At 64.9% G+C, this 17,241-nt stretch carries 12 protein-coding genes; 9 read left to right on the forward strand and 3 right to left on the reverse strand.

Going from position 1 to position 17,241, the window contains the following annotated elements; genetic code table 11:
• Positions 1–18: 18 nt before the first annotated feature.
• Positions 19–1,185: an NAD-dependent epimerase/dehydratase family protein gene (locus KF785_00500; GenBank protein ID MBX3145219.1), complete on the reverse strand. Its 1,167-nt coding sequence runs from the start codon at positions 1,183–1,185 to the stop codon at positions 19–21.
• 317 nt (positions 1,186–1,502) lie between these two features.
• Here KF785_00500 and KF785_00505 point away from each other — a divergent pair, with 317 nt between their 5' ends.
• From KF785_00505 to KF785_00515, 3 genes are all read left to right on the forward strand, one after another.
• Positions 1,503–3,326, forward strand: a complete 1,824-nt coding sequence (locus tag KF785_00505; protein ID MBX3145220.1) for a CocE/NonD family hydrolase — start codon at positions 1,503–1,505, stop codon at positions 3,324–3,326.
• A 70-nt stretch (positions 3,327–3,396) separates the two neighbouring features.
• The gene (locus KF785_00510; protein MBX3145221.1) at positions 3,397–4,611 is read left to right on the forward strand and encodes a hypothetical protein; all 1,215 of its coding nucleotides are present in this window, start codon (positions 3,397–3,399) and stop codon (positions 4,609–4,611) included.
• A 6-nt stretch (positions 4,612–4,617) separates the two neighbouring features.
• Entirely contained in the window at positions 4,618–5,007 is a 390-nt protein-coding gene (locus KF785_00515; protein MBX3145222.1) for a hypothetical protein, read from the forward strand.
• 27 nt (positions 5,008–5,034) lie between these two features.
• On the opposite strand, the gene KF785_00520 is transcribed toward KF785_00515, so the two are convergent.
• Positions 5,035–5,892 (reverse strand): LysR family transcriptional regulator, encoded by an 858-nt coding sequence (locus tag KF785_00520; protein ID MBX3145223.1) that lies wholly within the window; start codon positions 5,890–5,892, stop codon positions 5,035–5,037.
• Positions 5,893–5,994: 102 nt separating this feature from the next.
• Between KF785_00520 and KF785_00525 the strand changes: the two genes are divergently transcribed.
• The 4 genes from KF785_00525 to KF785_00540 all read left to right on the forward strand — a co-directional run bounded on the left by KF785_00525 (position 5,995) and on the right by KF785_00540 (position 13,300).
• On the forward strand, positions 5,995–7,299 hold the full coding sequence (locus KF785_00525) for an aspartate aminotransferase family protein (GenBank protein MBX3145224.1): 1,305 nt from the start codon (positions 5,995–5,997) through the stop codon (positions 7,297–7,299).
• Positions 7,300–7,407: 108 nt separating this feature from the next.
• On the forward strand, positions 7,408–8,205 hold the full coding sequence (locus KF785_00530) for an ATP-binding cassette domain-containing protein (protein ID MBX3145225.1): 798 nt from the start codon (positions 7,408–7,410) through the stop codon (positions 8,203–8,205).
• Between the two features lie 2 nt (positions 8,206–8,207).
• The gene (locus KF785_00535; protein ID MBX3145226.1) at positions 8,208–11,816 is read left to right on the forward strand and encodes a hypothetical protein; all 3,609 of its coding nucleotides are present in this window, start codon (positions 8,208–8,210) and stop codon (positions 11,814–11,816) included.
• A 128-nt stretch (positions 11,817–11,944) separates the two neighbouring features.
• Complete coding sequence (locus KF785_00540) at positions 11,945–13,300, forward strand: alpha/beta hydrolase (protein MBX3145227.1); 1,356 nt, start codon at positions 11,945–11,947, stop codon at positions 13,298–13,300.
• Between the two features lie 118 nt (positions 13,301–13,418).
• Here the strand turns inward: KF785_00540 and KF785_00545 are convergent, their stop codons facing one another.
• Positions 13,419–13,880, reverse strand: a complete 462-nt coding sequence (locus KF785_00545) for a hypothetical protein (GenBank protein ID MBX3145228.1) — start codon at positions 13,878–13,880, stop codon at positions 13,419–13,421.
• Between the two features lie 129 nt (positions 13,881–14,009).
• On the opposite strand from KF785_00545, the gene KF785_00550 reads away from it, so the two are divergent.
• Together KF785_00550 and KF785_00555 are read left to right on the forward strand one after the other, a co-directional pair.
• Positions 14,010–14,543 carry an RNA polymerase subunit sigma-70 gene (locus KF785_00550; GenBank protein MBX3145229.1) on the forward strand — a complete coding sequence of 178 codons (534 nt, stop codon included), beginning with the start codon at positions 14,010–14,012 and terminating at the stop codon, positions 14,541–14,543.
• Between the two features lie 5 nt (positions 14,544–14,548).
• Positions 14,549–17,182, forward strand: a complete 2,634-nt coding sequence (locus KF785_00555; protein ID MBX3145230.1) for a tetratricopeptide repeat protein — start codon at positions 14,549–14,551, stop codon at positions 17,180–17,182.
• The last annotated feature ends 59 nt before the right edge of the window (positions 17,183–17,241 follow it).

Raw genomic sequence — 17,241 nt, forward strand, 5'->3', positions numbered from 1 at the left:
AGATCGCGGTCGATGGTGCTAGGTGCGCGCCTTCCAGGCGGCGAGCAGCTTGGCTTCCGCTTCCATCTGCGCCGCCAGGGACGCCGGTCCGCCCGCAAGCGCTGGCGGGTGACGCAGTCCCGAGCGCATCGCGTTACGCCGCTCCTCGGGCAGTCCGTCCCACCACGTCAGGGTGTCGCGCGCGGTCTCCTCGAACGACCGGTAGGTGAGGCCGGCGGCCACCGCGCGTGCGTTGCTGACGGTATGCAGCTGCGCAAACGGTCCTGTGGTCGGATTCCAGATCGGGAGCGTGGCTTTCTGCTCTGCCAGCCAGGCGGCATCGACCCAGGTCAAAGTGGCGTTCGAGTTCGTCACCGCCTTGAGTCGGTCGAGCACTTCGCCCGTTGGCATGGGCTTGGCCGGACCGACGGCGTTGAAGGTGCCCGTGTTTCCCTGCTCGATCAGATGCACGGTGAATGCTGCCAGATCGCGCGCATCGATGAAGGACATCGGGTCGCTCGGCTGGCCGGGGGCCAGCACTTCGCCGCCGCGCGCGACCCGAACCGGCCAATAGGTCCAGCGATCGGTGCTGTCGCCGGGGCCGACGATGTAGCCCGGCCGGACGATGATGCTGCCGGTCGGGAACGCCTCGCGCACCGCCTGCTCGGCAAGCACTTTGAGCGGCCCGTAGGTCTCACCGGTGATTTGCTCGACCGTCGGGTCCGGCATGGTCCCGCCAGGATAGTCTTCGGTAATGCCGGGTTGATTGAAATCGGCATAGACCGAGATCGTCGAAATGAACAGGTAGTGCCGGGCGGCGTCCTTGAGCAGGTTAGCCGAGTCGCGCACATGGCGCGGGATGTAGCCCGAGGTATCGATGACCGCGTCCCACTGGCGGCCCTTGAGCGCGTCGAGTTTGCCGTCCCGATCGCCGATCAGGGTTTCGAGATCGGGGAACAGATCGTCGTTGCTGCGACCCCGGTTGAACAGTGTGATGGTGTGGCCCCGCTCACGCGCGCGACGGACCATGTGGGGTCCGATGAACCCGGTACCGCCCAGGACCAGGATACGCAGTGGCTTCGGCGGTGCCGCCGCGGCGGCCGCATCCGCGTTGGGCTCACCTTTGGCGCACCCCTGAAGACCGATGGCCAGCGCGCCCGCGCCGACGGCTCCGGCCTTGATGAAATCGCGTCGTGTCTGATGCATGTCGGGTCCTCGGATTGTCCGATGAAATGAGAAGCAGGCGTTGAGCCAATCGTTGTGTATCAAGGTTCGCCCCCAACATCGGGGTAGAGCGCCAACCTGTCAAACGCTACGAGGTACCCATGGCGGGCGTTTCAGCTTGCCAGCCCTCCGAGGTTGTGGACCGCCGTTTGACGGAAGGTGGTGTGCCCCCGCTGCGCGGTGGCCCCTTCGATCGCCCTACCGCGTGACAGGATGCAAGGTATTGGCGCTCGGATGAGACTGCCTGAGAGATGCCCCATCAGGTTCGCGGGCGCAATCCAAGGCAACCAGGAGTTCTAATGACTGACCGGCTTCGCGCTGTTGTGGCGACGGCGTTACTGGCGATGGTGACATTCGCGGCACCGGTGCGATCCCTGGTGGCTCAGGCCGCCACGGACACGGCCGGGGTCGAACTGATGTACGGGGTCCGGGTCCCGATGAAGGACGGGGTCACCCTAAGCGCGACGATCTACAAACCGAAGCGCCAGAGCGCGCCCCTGCCGGTCATCTTCTGGATGACGCCTTACATCGCGGATCTCTCGCACGCACGCGGAATGTACTTTGCGCGCAACGGCTACGTCTTTGCCGTCGTGGATACTCGCGGGCGCGGCAGTTCGGGCGGAACCTTCGAGCCCTTTGCTAACGAATCCTCCGACGGACCGGAACTGGTGCGCTGGTTTGCGCGGCAACCCTGGTCCAATGGCAAGGTCGGCCTCTGGGGCGGCTCCTATGGCGGCTTCTACCAGTGGGCCATTGCCAAGAATCGGCCAGCCGAGCTCGTCTCGATGGCGCCGGTGGCGTCGGCGCATCCGGGGGTCGACTTCCCCCAGCTGCGTAACATCTTTCGCTCCTATGCGATTCAGTGGCTCACCTACACCAGCGGCGCTGCGCCGCAAGCCAACCTATTTGGTGACGGCTCGTTCTGGATCTCGAAGTACGGCGAGCGCTACCTCGAACACAAAGCGTTTGCGTCGCTCGACACCATCGTTGGGAACCTGACCACGTACTACCAGAAGTGGATGCAGCACCCGACGGAAGACGCCTACTGGCAGGCCATGACGCCGACTCGCGAGGAGTATGCCAGGCTCGATCTGCCGATCTTGACGATCACCGGGTACTTCGACGGCGATCAGATCGGGGCGATGACATTCTATCGGCGCCATCTCGCGGCCGCGACGCCGGCCGCGCGCGGTCGCCACTATCTCATCCTCGGTCCTTGGGATCACCCCGGCACCCGTACGCCGGTACCGTCGATTGGCGGCCTGACGTTTGGCGCAGCGAGCGTGATCGACATGAACCGCCTGCATCGGGAGTGGTACGACTGGACCATCAAGAACGGACCCAAGCCCTCCTTCCTCAAGAAGCGGGTTGCCTACTGGGTCATGGGCCCTGGACCGACGGACGGCGAATGGAAGTACGCTGATGACATCGAAACCATCGCCGACTCGACCCACACGCTCTACCTCGATGCGACTGACGGCGGCAACGACGTGCTGCACTCCGGCAAGCTCAGTGCTGCCCGGCTACCCTCAGGCCGGCAGCCCGGTCAATGGACCTATGATCCGCTCGACGTGCGCGGCTATGCCCTCGAAACGATGACACCACCGGCAGACTACTACAAGATCCAGACGCCGGTCTTCAACCTGCTGGGCAACGGGCTCGTCTATCATACGGAACCGTTTGCGGAGGCCACCGAGATCAGCGGCTATCCGAAGCTGACCGCCTTCATCGAGATGAACGTTCCGGACACAGACTTTGAGGTGACCCTCTACGAGGTGTTGCCCGACGGGAGTGCCATCTACCTCTCCGACGACGCCCTGCGCGCGCGCTATCGTGAATCGTCCTCGGTCGCGAAGCTCGTTACGCCTGGTGAGGTGACCCGCTATCGCTTCGAGCAGTTCACCTTCTTCTCCCGTGTCATCGGCAAGGGCAGCCGGCTTCGGCTGGTGGTTCGCTCGAGCAACTCGCTTGCCTGGGAGAAGAACTACAACTCGGGCGGTGCGGTCAATCGGGAGACCGGCAAGGATGCCCGCACTGCTCGGATCCGGCTCCATAACGACGCTCGCTACCCGAGCGCGCTGGAACTGCCGGTGGTCCGACCCGGTCGCAATCGGGTCGATTAGCGGCCGGTCTTCCGGCTGGCGATCGGTGTGGTAATTTCCCGGCCATCGCCTGCCCGGAAACAACGGAGTCATGCCCGCACCGACCGACAGCTGGGAGGTCCTGATTCATGATCGGGGTCGCGACGGCGCCGTAAGCTATCGCGAGCCAAGCGGGGAGCTGCGCTGCTACTGGGAGTATGGCGGCGGCGACGTGATTGCCATCGTGTCGGTCGGGCAGGAGGATCATTGGCGCTCTCACGCACCATGGGCGGTCGGGCGGCGCGAGGTGATCCTCTCACGCATTGCCGGCGAGGTGATCCGCCAACGAGTACCCACCGGGCGCGCCGACTACGACGAGCGCCGCGCCGCGCTCCATTTCCGCTCCCACGAGGCACCGCTGCCTCCGGGCGAACGGACGGTCACACCTGCTCCCCCGCCAGAATCCTCATCCCCCACCAGGAAACGTCCCGGCCTCATGATCGTGATCGGTATCATTGCCGCTCTCGGGCTGGCGGCATTCCTGATCGGTCGAACCTTCCTCACGGTCCGAACGACCGGGGCGCCCTGGGGGCAATCGGTACGCAGCGGTGATGCCGTCGTCACCATGATAACTCGGCTCGAGCCCTACGTCCCGACATTGCACCGCAATCCTGCCAACGACCGCTACACCGTCGGCCTCCTGATCCACTCTGCCAGCGACGCCGGCCGCGGTCGATTCGTCGAAGTCGCCACCGGCCGGCGCGGGTCCGACCTCAATCAGGCCAAACTCGGTGTCGTCGACGGCAGCCGAGTCTGGTTCGTTGCGGGAAGCCCGGGGGTGTATGATGTACGGACCGAGCGAGTCGATCATCGACCGGCCGGACAGCCGCCGGCCCGCCCCTTCGTGCCCGCTGACCTGGCGACCGGTCGGGACGCGCTCCGGCTGATGCTGATCGATCCCGGATCGCCGCCCCGGCTCGGCAGCGTCGTGCTCCCGGGTGGGGAGGGAATGCATCAAGCCGGGTTTCTGCGCAGAGAGCGCCAGGGCGAGATCCTCCGCGTGGCCGACGATGACGTGCTGCTGCTCTTCGAATCGAAGCCCTATCGCGCCGGCACCGTGATGGTGGCGCGGATCCGAGCCGATGGCACCAGGGTATGGACCCTCGATACCGGCATCGGTGAGCTGCGGGAGGTGTTCCCCGATCCGGCGTACCCCGCGCTGATCGGCGACCGCCCCCGGGAGCCCGGCAAGGTACCCGAACCGATTCTGGTGGTTGTCGATGTCGGCGCTGGCCGCGTCACGACCCGTTCTCTCTGGCTCGAGTGAGTCACCATGGTAATCCGACTGGTCGGACTGGTACTCATCATCATCGGCGTCGTCTCGGCCGTGTTCTCGATCTATCTGCCGATGCAGAGCGGCGAGCTGGACCATCTCAGCCGGTCGCTCACCCGGGCACTGGTCTTCTTTCCGCTCGCAATCGTGACAGGCCTGGCATTTCTGATCGGCGGGACTCCGGCGCTGGACGCCTTCCGGGCACGACCCAAGTCACGCGGCCAACTGATGTTCGTGCTCGGGATCATCATCGGATCCGGGGTGCTGACCGGACTGAGCTACTGGCAACTGCAGGTTCACGCCCCCAAGCCGTCTGAGCTTGAACGGATCCGGGATTTCAAACCCCAGGTGCCCCAGATCACCAACCCGCAGTTCAAGCCGAGACCATAGCGCCCCACCGTTGGCGCAGCGAGCAGCTCAGATGGTTGGAAGTACGGTCCGAACGTGCTCGGCAAAGGCGCGCACGACGGCAGACGGTTGCTCGCTGTCGATCGTCAGCGCAATCCCGACGTTCGGTAGCTGCGGCAACCCGGACTCGGCCGTCAGGATGCGGAGATCGTCCGGGACGGCGGTCCGGGTCAGGACGGCGATCGCCTGACCCGAGCGAGCCACCGCGATCAATCCTGTCAGGCTGGCGCTGGCATAGGCCACCCGGTAAGCGCGCCTCGCTGCCTCGAGCCCACGCCGCGCGGCGCGATGATCGAGCGTGTCGGAATCGGAGAGCGCCAGCCGGAGCGGTCGCCGGTTCGGCGCGTTCGAACCAACCGCGCTGACCCAGACGAGCGGCTCGCGCCGAATCACGGTCACGCCCTGGGCATCCTCCGCAAACGAGGTCAGCGCCAGGTCGAGCTGATGGCGGTCCAGGCGCTCGAGCAAGCGCGGCGTGTGGGCGCAATGCACCTCGACCAGCACCTTCGGGTGTTCCCGTGCAAAACCGCGCAGCAACTGCGGCAGCATGACAACGGCGTAGTCGTCGGGGCAGCCGAATCGAATGGTGCCAGTCAGGCCTTTGCCGGAGACTTCAGCAAGGGCCTCGTCGTGATACTGGAGGATGCGCTGCGCATGGGCCAGCAGTCGGATCCCGTGCGGAGTCAGGAGCACGCCGCGGCCGGTCCGCTCGAGCAGGACCTGGCCTGCAGTTCGCTCGAGGCGTTTGACCTGCAGACTGATGGCGGCCTGGGTTCGGCCGACCCGGATGGCGGCGCGACTCAGGGCACCGGTCTCCGCGATGACGATGAAGGTCCGCAGCAGATCGAGGTCGAGGCCGTCATCCATACCATAAATCTAGCTTATATCTTTGATAACATCTATTAGGCGATCTTGCCGTTGACCTGTGGTGCGGGGTAGTGTGTCGGTATCTCTGACCCGAGACTCACCGTGTCGCGCAATGCCGATCCCGCCTTCTGGAACGCTGCCAACGCTCACCTGATTCGCTACGGCGGGCGCTTCGAGCCGATCATCATCGAGCGCGCCGAGGGCAGCTTCGTCTACGACGCTGACGGTCGCGCGATTCTCGATTTTACCTCCGGACAGATGAGTTCACTCCTCGGGCACGGCCATCCGGAAGTTGCCGAGGTCGTCGCCGATCATGCTCGTCGCCTGGACCATCTCTTCAGCGGCATGCTGTCCTGGCCGGTGGTCGAACTGGCCAGGGCCCTGGCGGAGGTGACACCGGCCGGCCTCGATCGGACCATGCTGCTCAGCACAGGCGGCGAGTCGAACGAAGCGGCGATCAAGATGGCCAAGCTCTACACCGGGGGGTACGAGGTCGTCGGCTTTGCACAGTCATGGCACGGAATGACGGGTGGCGCGGCGTCGGCAACCTACTCCGCGGGTCGGCGTGGCTACGGACCAACCGCGGTCGGATCGCTCGCGATACCGGCGCCGAGCAGCTATCGACCGAGGTTCGAGCGGGGCGGTCAGGCCGACTGGCGCGCCGAGCTCGACTATGGCTTCGACTTGATCGACCGGCAGTCGAGCGGCAACCTCGCCGCCTTCATCGCCGAGCCGATCCTCAGTTCGGGCGGCATCATCGACCTGCCGATTGGTTACCTCGCGGCCCTCAAGCGGAAGTGCGTGGAGCGAGGCATGCTGCTGATCCTCGACGAAGCGCAGACCGGGCTCGGTCGGACCGGCTTGATGTTCGCGTTTGAACGCGACGGTGTCGTGCCTGACATCCTGACGCTCTCCAAGACGCTGGGCGCCGGGCTTCCGCTGTCGGCGGTCGTCTGTTCTGCCGAGGTCGAGCAGCGGTGCTATGAGCGTGGCTTCCTGTTCTACACGACGCATGTATCCGATCCGCTGCCGGCCGCGGTCGGGCTCAAGGTCCTGGAGGTAGTGCGTCGTGACGGGCTGGCTGGGCGTGCAAAGCAGGCAGGCGCACGGCTGACCGCGGGTCTTCTGGCCTTGCAGGACCGGTTCGAGTGCATCGGCGATGTCCGAGGGCGCGGCTTGCTCCTCGGCGTGGAGATCGTCACTGATCGCACGGCTCGAACCCCGGCCCCCGAGCTCGGCAGCGAGATCAGCCGGATCTGCATGGAACTTGGCCTCAGCATGAACATCGTGCAGTTGCCCGGGATGGGGGGCGTGTTCCGGATCGCACCCCCGCTGACTGTCTCCGACGCCGAGATCGACCTTGGTCTCGATCTGATTGGTCGTGCCATCGACCGCGCCACCCGCTGACCGCCAGCCAGGGAGAACATCGTGCAACTCGTTGTCGACGCCCTTTGCAAGACCTACCCCAATGGGGTGCGCGCGCTTGACGGGATCTCACTCACCGCCGGTGCCGGAATGTTCGGCTTGCTGGGCCCCAACGGCGCCGGCAAGTCCAGCTTGATGCGCACCGTGGCAACCCTGCAGGTCCCCGACAGCGGCCGGATCCGCTTCGGTGACCTCGACGTGCTCGCGGCACCGGATCAGCTCCGCCGGCTGCTCGGATACCTGCCGCAGGAGTTCGGGCTCTACCCGAGCTTGAGCGCCGAAGAGACGCTCGATCATTTCGCGGCGATGAAGGGCGTTCTCGATGGCCGGACCAGGCGCGGCTTGGTGACGGACCTGCTCCAGCAGACCAATCTGCACAGCGCCCGGAAGAAGGCGGTTGGCTCGCTGTCCGGCGGAATGAAACAGCGGCTTGGCATCGCCATCGCGCTGGCCGGTGCGCCCAAGCTGCTGATTGTCGACGAGCCGACGTCCGGCCTCGACCCGACCGAACGGCACCGGTTCCTCAACTTGCTGGCCGAGATCGGCCAGCAGATCGTGGTGCTGTTGTCGACCCACATCGTCGAAGACGTCCGTGAGCTCTGTCGCTCGGTCGCGATCATCCATCAGGGGCGCGTCATCCTCTCGGGCGACCCGAGGACCATCGTCGCTACGCTGAGGGGAAGGCTCTGGCGACGGGAGGTCGACCGGCGCGACCTGCCCGACATCGAAGCAACCCACCAGGTCATCTCCACTCAGATGGTGGCTGGTGTTCCGGTCGTCCATGTCTACAGCGACGAGGTCCTGCCGGGATACGAGCCGCTGGAGCCGGATCTTGAGGACGTGTACTTCCACCAGATCAACCTCGCCAGTCGGTTGCAGGCGGCGTGACGATGTTCGGGACCATATACCGCTACGAGATCCGTTATCACCTGAGCCGGCCGGTCACCTGGCTCTACTTCATGACCTTCGCGCTCGGCGCCTTCGCCCTGATGGCGACGGATGCCATTGCCCTGATAGGCGGTTCCGGCCAGGTGATGCGGAACGCGCCCTGGCTCATCGTCCGGAGCATGCTCTTCCTGGTGCTGATGGGGCAGATCGTTATCGCTGGTCTCATCGGCAGCGCTGTGCTGCGCGACTACCAGTATCGCACCCATGAGCTGCTGTTCACCACACCTTTGACTCGGTTTGCCTACCTTGGGGGTCGGTTCGCTGGCGCCTTCACCGTGATGGTGCTGATTCACCTTGGCATTGTCGTCGGCATCATGGCCGCTGCATTGGCGCCGTGGATCGAGCCAGAACGCTTGCTTCCGTTTCAGCTGACGACTTACCTCGTACCGTTTGCTGCGCTCGTTGTCCCCGCCGTTCTGGTGATCTCTGCCATCTTCTTCTCTGTCGGGGCCCTGACGCGCAACGCCTTTGCGGTCCACACCCAGGGAATCCTCCTGCTGGTGGCCTGGATCATTGCGCAGACGTTGATCGGCAATCTCGACGATCAGAACCTTGCGGCGATGCTCGACCCGATCGGCCTGTCCGCGTTCGACTTGGTGACACGCTACTGGACGGTCGCTGAGAAGAACGCCGCCGTTATCTCGATCGATGGAGTACTGCTGGCGAATCGCCTGCTCTGGACCGGGATTGCGCTCGCCCTGACCGCGGTGACCTATCTGTTGTTCCGCTTCCGCAGTGCTCCGCCGTCACTGTGGCGTTCGCGTCAGGTTCGTGCAGAGGAGGCGGTGCCCGCATCCCGGTCGGCGCTTCGGCTGGTGTCGCCCGAGTTCGGACCGAGCGCGTGGTGGGTGCAGTTCGTTTCCAGTGCCCGGATGTCGTTTCGAAGCATTGTCCGACAGGTCCCGTTTGCGGTGATCGTGACCGTCGGGATGATCAACCTGCTCATTGCGGCTGCGTATGCGGACCTCGTCTTCGGGCAGCGAGCGTGGCCGCTGACGTACAACGTCGTCGAGTCGCTCGATGGCCAGTTTCTGATCTTCTTCTTCGTTCTGATCGCGCTGTATGCGGGTGAGGTGGTCTGGCGAGAGCGGGACCTGAGGGCTGATCAGGTCGTCGATGCGCTTCCGGCCGGTACCAGCGCAACCATGCTTGGCAAGGTCGGCGGCCTGATTCTGGTTCAGGCTCTGCTCCTGCTGGTTCTGATCGCAGCCGGCGTTGTGTTTCAGTCAGCCAAGGGATACTTCCGCTTCGAGTTGGGGCTCTACTTCGCCTATCTCTTCGGAACTGTGCTGCCGCTGCTGGTCCAACTGACGGTCATGGCAGTGCTGATCCATGTGGTCGTCAACCACAAGTACTTTGCGCACGCCCTGGTGATTCTGGGCTTTATCGTCCGCGCCGCGTTAGGCAGTCTGGGCATCGAGCATCCGTTGCTGCAGTACGGCAAGGTGGCGCCGCGGGTCTACTCCGACATGAATGGCTTTGGTCCCTTTGTGCCGGGACTGGTGTGGAACACGCTCTACTGGTCGAGCGTGGCGCTCCTGCTCGGTGTGGGTGCCTACCTGCTCTGGATCCGTGGGAGTGAGACATCATGGTCGGTTCGGCTTCGGGCAGCGCGGGCCAGACTGCGCCCTTCGACTGTGGCCGTGGCGGCGGTCGGGCTGATCGGGGTGATCAGCGCCGGCTCCGTGCTCCTTGTCAACATCCACAGCACCAACACCTATCGAACCTCGGCAGAGCAACGCCGTTTGCGGGCGGAGCATGAGCGCACCTACAAGCGGTATGCCGGCACGCTCCAGCCGAGGCTCGTCGATGCCGATGTTCGTGCCGACCTCGTCCCGGAGGAACTGGCCTTCGGCGTGAGCGCGACGTTCACTTATGTGAACAACCATCCCGTCGGAGTCGATACGCTCGTCGTAACCCTGATGCAGCGCGATGTCGTGGTCGATACGCTCGTCTGGAGTCGGGCCGCCACGAGCCTCGTCGAGGACCACCTGCATGGGATGCGGCTGTTCGTGCTTGAGGAGCCGCTTGCTCCGAATGACTCGATCACCTTGCGGTACCGGGGCCACTACGCCAGCCGGGGGTTTCCGGTCACGGGTGTCGAGCCCACAGCGATTCAGATTCCGATTCGGAATGCCATCGCAGCGAACGGATCGTTCCTCAACTTTGAGTACTTCCCGGTGCTCGGGTACACCACTTGGCGGGAGCTACAGTCGGATCTGGATCGCCGGAAGGAAGGGTTGCCGCCAAGAGTTCGCGCGGCCTCGATCGATGACACTGCGGCGCGCGCCATCACGTATCTCGGTATCAACGCCAGCTGGATCAACTTTCGGGCAACGGTCAGCACGGCGCCCGATCAGATTGCGCTGGCGCCAGGGACGCTGATCGGTGAGTTCGCGGAGGGCGGTCGGCGGGTTTTCGAGTACCGGTCTGAGCAGCCGATGCTGGCCTTTTACTCCTTTCTGTCCGCCCGGTACGAGGTCAGGCGGGATCAATGGAATGGCGTGGGGCTCGAGGTCTACTATCACAAGGATCATGGATTCAACGTCGACCGGATGATGGACGCGATGAAGGCGTCACTCGCGGACTTCTCGGCACGATTCGGTCCCTACCAGTTTCCGCAGCTCCGGATCGTCGAGTTCCCCCGCTACTCCCAGTTTGCCCAGGCCTTTCCGGGTACGGTTCCGTTTTCGGAGAACATCGGGTTCATCCTGCGCGCGGGCACCAAGGCGGACGATATCGACACGCCGTACTATGTCACGGCGCATGAGGTGGCGCACCAGTGGTGGTTCCATCAGGTCATTGGCGGCAATGTGCAGGGTGCCACGATGCTGTCCGAAGCGCTGGCGAACTACTCCGCCATCCTGGTCATGGAGAAGACCTTCGGTCGCGAAAACATTCGGAAGTTTCTGCGTGAGCAGCTCGATCAGTACCTTGCCGGTCGGGGGCGTGAGGCGAAGGCTGAGCAGCCGCTCATGCTCGTCGAGAACCAACCCTACATCCACTATAACAAGGGATCGGTTGCCCTGTTTGCGTTGCGCGAGCTGATCGGCGACGAGGCGATGACGCGGGCGTTGTCGCGCTTCGTGCGGGATAAGGCGTTTCAGGCTCCTCCCTATACGACCAGTCGCGAGTTGCTGGCCTATCTGGGGGAGGAGACACCCGATTCAGTGCATGCAGCGATCGACGACCTGTTCCGGACCATCACGCTGTGGGACAATGCGATTGTCGGGGCTACGGCCACGCAGCGAGCCGATGGCAGGTATGAGGTCGCGCTCGATCTCCGCACCGCCAAGTTCCGCGCCGACAGCCTCGGCAACGAGTCACCGACGCCAATGGCCGATCTGATCGAGATTGCCGTGCTGGGAGCACCGGAACCCGGTGCCGAGCTTGGCAGGCCACTCTATCGGGCCCGTCACCGCTTGGGCGCGGGCGACACCACGCTCCGGGTGACGGTCGACGGCAAGCCAAGCCATGCCGGCATCGACCCGTACAACACGCTGATCGACCGCAATCCGCGGGACAACCTGATGCCGGTCCGTCAGCCGTAGGCCGCAGGCAATTCCGCCCGCCGGACGCGTTGCAGGGAGCCGGCCGATCGTCAGGCCGCCCCGCGGTGCTGCGACGATCGGCGGGTGGCCGGCATCCAGTTGCAGGTCCCCACGAAACGAGCTTGGTAATGCGCTCGACCTGGCTGACGGTGCGGATTCTTCTTACCCTGTCGGTGTTGGGCGCGCCGGCAGGGGCCGGGCGTGCCCAGAGCAATCCTCCTTCCGACCCGGTCGCACGATTCGCCACTCGGATGACCATTCCCTCGAGTCGTCTGGGCGAAACTCGCGACCTCGATGTCTGGGTACCCCGGTCGTATGCAGAGGGCACCCGACGCTACCCCACGCTCTGGGTCCTCGATGGCGAGGCCTACCTGCTTTCGGCGGCAGGCGCGGTCCAGTCGATTGCCAATGCCGAACGGATGCCGGAGATGATCGTGGTCGCGGTCAGAAACCGGGATCGTGCCCGGGATCTCACACCACGGTTGGTCCGCACCAGTGCCCCGCCGGAGGGAATGCCGACTTGGGGCGGCGGGTCTTCGTTTCTTGCGTTTCTGCAGTACGAGGCGGTTCCGGCGGTGGAGAGCGCCTTTCGCACTGTGCCCTTTCGCACTATCGTCGGCCACTCCCTCGGTGGGCTGTTTGCGATGTGGTCGACGATCGAGGCACCAGGCCTGTTCCGCGCGAGCCTGATGCTCGATCCGGCGTTGTGGTGGGACAATCGGGCGGTACCCGAGGCGGCCATTGCGTCAATGACGGCGCATCCCGAACGGATCCATCGGCTGGTGAGCATCGAGAACCCTGGCCAGGATGGGTGGCGCCCCGACTGGAGCAGGTTGATGGATGCACGAGCGCAGGGGGTTCGCGCCGACCTGGTCAATCTCGAGGGCGAATCGCACGGGTCGATGTTTCATCTTGGCGTCTATCGAGGTCTGCTGACGCTGTTTGCCGATTGGGTACCGGAGATGCGATACGACGCCAGCCGCGCAACCGAGGCGCCATTGGAAGAGCAGTATGCTCGCTTGAGCCGTGAGTTGGGATATCAGGTCCCGGTACCCTCGGCCGCACGTGAGGAAGTGCGGCGTCGTGCCGCCGGCGTCGTTGCTGAGCGGGCGCCGAAGGTTGATCCCGTCGCCGCCGGGCGATTGTCCGGTCGGTGGGAGGGGGTGTTGCGCACTGACCCGGGCGAGCCCATCGAGATCCGGTTCGAGTTCGTTGCCGGTGCCGACACGATGATCGTCACGCCTACTGCCCGCGGACTGGCGGTCGGGGGCGGCGACCTGCGAGGTGCGCCGAGCCCAGTCAGCATCGTGGGCGATACGGTGCGGTGGGAGGAACGGCGCGGCGCGGCCATGCGGTACCTCCATGTCGGGCGGCTGGACGCTGCGGGGCGGTTGGTTGGGACCGTCACACCCCAGGGCGGCCCCCCTCTCCCTGCCGGCTTTACGGCACCCAAGGTCACATTCGAGGTGAACCGGGTGCCGTGACGGTAGTGGCAGGGAGCGGTCAGGGTGCACTTCGCGCGGGGCCGTGACTCCGAGCTGGCGGAGTCGCTGACCCTGACGGTGTTGGGTGTTTGCAAGCTGCGCTACGGGCGGCATCGACTCAGAACGTGACGTCGAACGCACCCTCGGTCACGACCTTGTTGCCGGTGGCTCCGGTGCCGGCGAGCGGGCCTGCCGTGAACTGAAAAGTTCCCTTGGCTCCGGTGGCCGAGATCGACGTCACGGTGAGGCTGCCACTTCCGAGGGTGATTGCGGCCTGCCAGCCGGCCGATCCGGTCACGAGAGAAAAATTGGTCGGGCTGGTCGGTCCGACAGTGAAGGTGCCGGGGGCTGCCACCTGACCTCCGAGTCCGATGGTTCGCCCCTGTCCGTCGGTTCCGGCAACGGCCAGGATGCCGCCCGAATAGGTCGCGGCAATCGCGACGGTCGCGCTGAAGGCCGATCCATCGATCTTGGCGCTGAATGACCCGTTGGCGAGTCCGGGCCCGGCCGGGTCGGACCCGCATCCCATCATCACCGCCGCCAGCGCCAGACCTGCCAGATCCGCGAACTTTGCCCGCATGGGACACTCCTGTTGGGTGAGAAGTTGGTCCCCCCTCTCGACGGGACCTTGCAACGTGAGTAGCGTTGACTCCTGGCTTCAACCGAAGCCGTGGTATCTCTCATTGCGTCGCGGGGCGGGAAAACCGTCATGACCTCAAGCAACCCCGACCGCGAGGCTGTGGACCGGCTGTTCACGGCCGCGTACGAGGAACTTCGGCGCTTGGCGGGAGCAGTCCGCCGCGGTGAGCGGGGTGTCACTTTGAGCCCGACTGCCCTGGTCAACGAAGCTTGGCTCAAGCTGGCCGCCTCGCCGCCCGCTGGCGTCGAGTCGGTGCTTCATTTCAAGCGGGTTGCCGCGCGAGCGATGCGGCAGGTGCTGATCGAGGCCGCGCGCCGTCGGACGGCAGACAAACGAGGCGGTCCGGACGTTGCCCTGGTCACCTTCGATGAGTCCCTCGAACTTGCGCCTGCCTCGGGTGGCGACCTGCTCGAGCTCGACTCCGCCTTGGAGTCGCTCGCTCGTCTGAGCGCCCGGCAGGCCGCGCTGGTCGAGCTCCGCTGCTTCGGCGGTTTCGATATTCCAGAGTGCGCAGCGATGCTCGATGTTTCGGAAGCCACTCTCTCCCGGGATTGGCGATCGGCACGGGCCTGGCTGGCCGTTGAACTCGAGCGCGGGAAATAGCTCCCATGAGCGCCGAACGGTGGAACCTGGTTCAGAGTCTCTTTCACCGGGCGGTGGACCTGCCGGAGGCAGCCCGCGACGGGTACCTCGCTGAACAGTGCCGCGACGACCCGAGCCTAGAGGCCGAGGTCAAAGCGCTGCTGGCGGCTGACGCACGGGAGTACACGCCGGTTGACCGACCGGTCGCCGCCATCGCGGAAGAACTCTTTGCCAACTCATCAGCGGACCTGGCAGCCCACCGATTCGGTCCGTACCGGATTGCCGCCTTGCTGGGCGAGGGTGGGATGGGCGTGGTGTATCTCGGCGTTCGGGACGATCTCGATACCAAGGTCGCGATCAAGATCCTTCGCGACGCCTGGCTCTCGCCTGTGCGCCGGGAGCGGTTTGCCAGTGAAGAACGGCTGCTGGCCCGGTTGAGCCATCCGGCAATCGCGGCGCTCCATGACGCGGGCACGCTGCCCGATGGGACGCCCTGGTTCGTGATGGAGTACGTCGAGGGCGTGCCAATCAATGAGTACTGTCATAGTCGCCCCACCTCCTTGGGGGAGCGACTTCGGCTTTTCCGGTCAGTGTGTGAAGCGGTCGGGCACGCCCACCGACACGCCATCGTGCACCGCGACCTCAAGCCTTCCAATGTTCTGGTGACGAACGACCGTCGGGTCAAACTGCTCGATTTCGGCATTGCCAAACAGCTCGAAACGTACGACAACCCCACGGTGACAACCCGCACCGGTCTGCGGATGATGACACCAGCGTACGCTGCACCGGAGCAGTTCCGCGGCACGGGTGTTGGGCTCTACACCGACATCTACTCGCTGGGCGTCGTGCTGTACGAGCTGCTGGCGGGGCGGCTTCCGTTCGATCTCACCGACAAGAACTCCGCTGAAGCGGCGGCCCTGATCGCCGCGGGCGACGCAGCAAAGCCTTCGGCGGTGGCTCGGCTGCAACCTGACGGCGGTGATCGGATCGCCAGCCGGGGGGCGTGGGCCGACCTCGATGTGCTGTGCCTCAAGGCCATGCACCCCGACCCCGAACGCCGCTATCCCTCGGTCGAGGCGCTGATCCGTGACATCGATCATTTCCTCGACGGCGAACCCCTCGAGGCGCGCCCCGACGCGATGGCGTACCGGCTGGCAAAGTTCGCGAGTCGGAACTTGCGGGCGGTGTCGATTGGCTTGGGCGCGCTGGTCGTCGTTGCGGTGTTGGTGGCCTTCTATACCATACGGCTCGCCGCCGCACGGGATCGGGCCGTGGCGGAGGCCGCGCGGACCGAGCGCATTCAAGAGTTCACGATGCGGCTGTTCGAGGGGGGTGACGAATCGGTCGGGCCCGCCGACAGCCTCCGGGTGGTGACCTTGCTCGACCGGGGTCTGCGGGACGCGCGAAGCCTCGAGGCCGACGCTGACACGCAATCAGAACTGTATCTGACGTTAGGCAGCATCAGCCAGAAACTCGGCAAGCTCGATCGTGCCGATACGCTGCTGAATGCCGCGGTGTCCAAGCGGCGGGTGCTCCATGGAGATGATCACCCGGATGTGGCCGCCGCGCTGATCGAGTTGAGCGCGCTCCAGGCCGCGAAGGCGGACTTTCCCGCCGCGCTGGCCACGGCGCGCGAGGCGGTTGCCATCGCCGATCGAACCACGACGCCGAGGCACCCGGTTCGGGCACGGTCCCTCGCAGCGTTAGGCAAGGTGTTCGTGCTGACCGGCACCTACGACTCGGCGATTGTCACGCTCGATCGAGCGGCCAGTCTCATGGCGGGTGATTCGAGCCGCATGGTCTTCGTCAGCACGTTGAGTGAACTCGCCAACTCGCACTTTTACGCCGGTCACTACCCAGTGGCGGATGGACTGTACCGGCGCATTCTCGTGATGTCGAAGGCCCTCTACGGCGACCGCCACCCGCATATCGGCGACGACCTCATCAATCTCGGCGCGGTGCAGTTCGAACAGGGCAACGTCGTCGAGGCGGAACGGTACTACCGCGAAGCCCTCGGCATTTTCCGCGGCTTCTATGGCGTGGCAAACGCGGAAACGGCGTCTGCGGAAACGATGCTCAGCAGGGCACTGGTCAGTTTGGAGCGTTACGACGAAGCAATCGTTCTGGTTCGGCAGGCGCTTGCGACCTACGAAACGATCTACGGCAAGGTGCATCCCCGGGTGGCGTCCGCCGTCAACGAGGTCGGTCGGATAGCCCTCCGGCAGAATCGGTACGATGAGGCCCGGGCGTCGTTCGAGCGGATGACGGCCATTTATCGAGAGGTCTATCACGACAGGCACTACCAGATCGGCGTCGCGATGTCGAATCTGGCCGGAGTCTATCAGGCCGAGAAGCAGTACGACGAGGCGATTCGGCTGATGCGCGAGGTGCTGAAGCGATATGCCGACGTGCTCGAGCCCGATCATCAACTCGTCGGCATTGCCGACATTCGGCTGGGCCGCATTCTGCTCGGTGCCGAACGCTATGCGGAGGCTGAACGGGCTTCGCTTGCCGGGTACGAGATTCTGATGAAGCAGGCAGCGCCGCCGAAAGTCTGGCTCGACTACGCCAGGGCCGACCTGGCCGCCGATTACAAAGCGCTGGGCCGGCTGGACGAGGCCAAGCGCTTCGAGGCGGAGCTGACAGCGACTCCACGCTGAACGACCATCCCCGGGTCGGAACCAGCCTGGTACGGCTCACTGGCGCACTCGTCACCACC

The sequence above is a fragment of the Gemmatimonadales bacterium genome (assembly GCA_019637315.1).
In the GTDB taxonomy this organism is placed as follows: Bacteria; Gemmatimonadota; Gemmatimonadetes; order Gemmatimonadales; family GWC2-71-9; genus SHZU01.

Bases quoted from the DNA above. Each gene is read 5' to 3' on its own strand.
- KF785_00510 (MBX3145221.1), top strand. From the start codon at position 3,397: ATGCCCGCACCGACCGACAGCTGGGAGGTCCTGATTCATGATCGGGGT.
- KF785_00535 (MBX3145226.1), top strand. From the start codon at position 8,208: ATGTTCGGGACCATATACCGCTACGAGATCCGTTATCACCTGAGCCGG.
- KF785_00500 (MBX3145219.1), bottom strand. From the start codon at position 1,185: ATGCATCAGACACGACGCGATTTCATCAAGGCCGGAGCCGTCGGCGCG.
- KF785_00505 (MBX3145220.1), top strand. From the start codon at position 1,503: ATGACTGACCGGCTTCGCGCTGTTGTGGCGACGGCGTTACTGGCGATG.
- KF785_00520 (MBX3145223.1), bottom strand. From the start codon at position 5,892: ATGGATGACGGCCTCGACCTCGATCTGCTGCGGACCTTCATCGTCATC.
- KF785_00530 (MBX3145225.1), top strand. From the start codon at position 7,408: ATGTTCGGCTTGCTGGGCCCCAACGGCGCCGGCAAGTCCAGCTTGATG.
- KF785_00515 (MBX3145222.1), top strand. From the start codon at position 4,618: ATGGTAATCCGACTGGTCGGACTGGTACTCATCATCATCGGCGTCGTC.
- KF785_00555 (MBX3145230.1), top strand. From the start codon at position 14,549: ATGAGCGCCGAACGGTGGAACCTGGTTCAGAGTCTCTTTCACCGGGCG.
- KF785_00545 (MBX3145228.1), bottom strand. From the start codon at position 13,880: ATGCGGGCAAAGTTCGCGGATCTGGCAGGTCTGGCGCTGGCGGCGGTG.
- KF785_00540 (MBX3145227.1), top strand. From the start codon at position 11,945: ATGCGCTCGACCTGGCTGACGGTGCGGATTCTTCTTACCCTGTCGGTG.
- KF785_00550 (MBX3145229.1), top strand. From the start codon at position 14,010: ATGACCTCAAGCAACCCCGACCGCGAGGCTGTGGACCGGCTGTTCACG.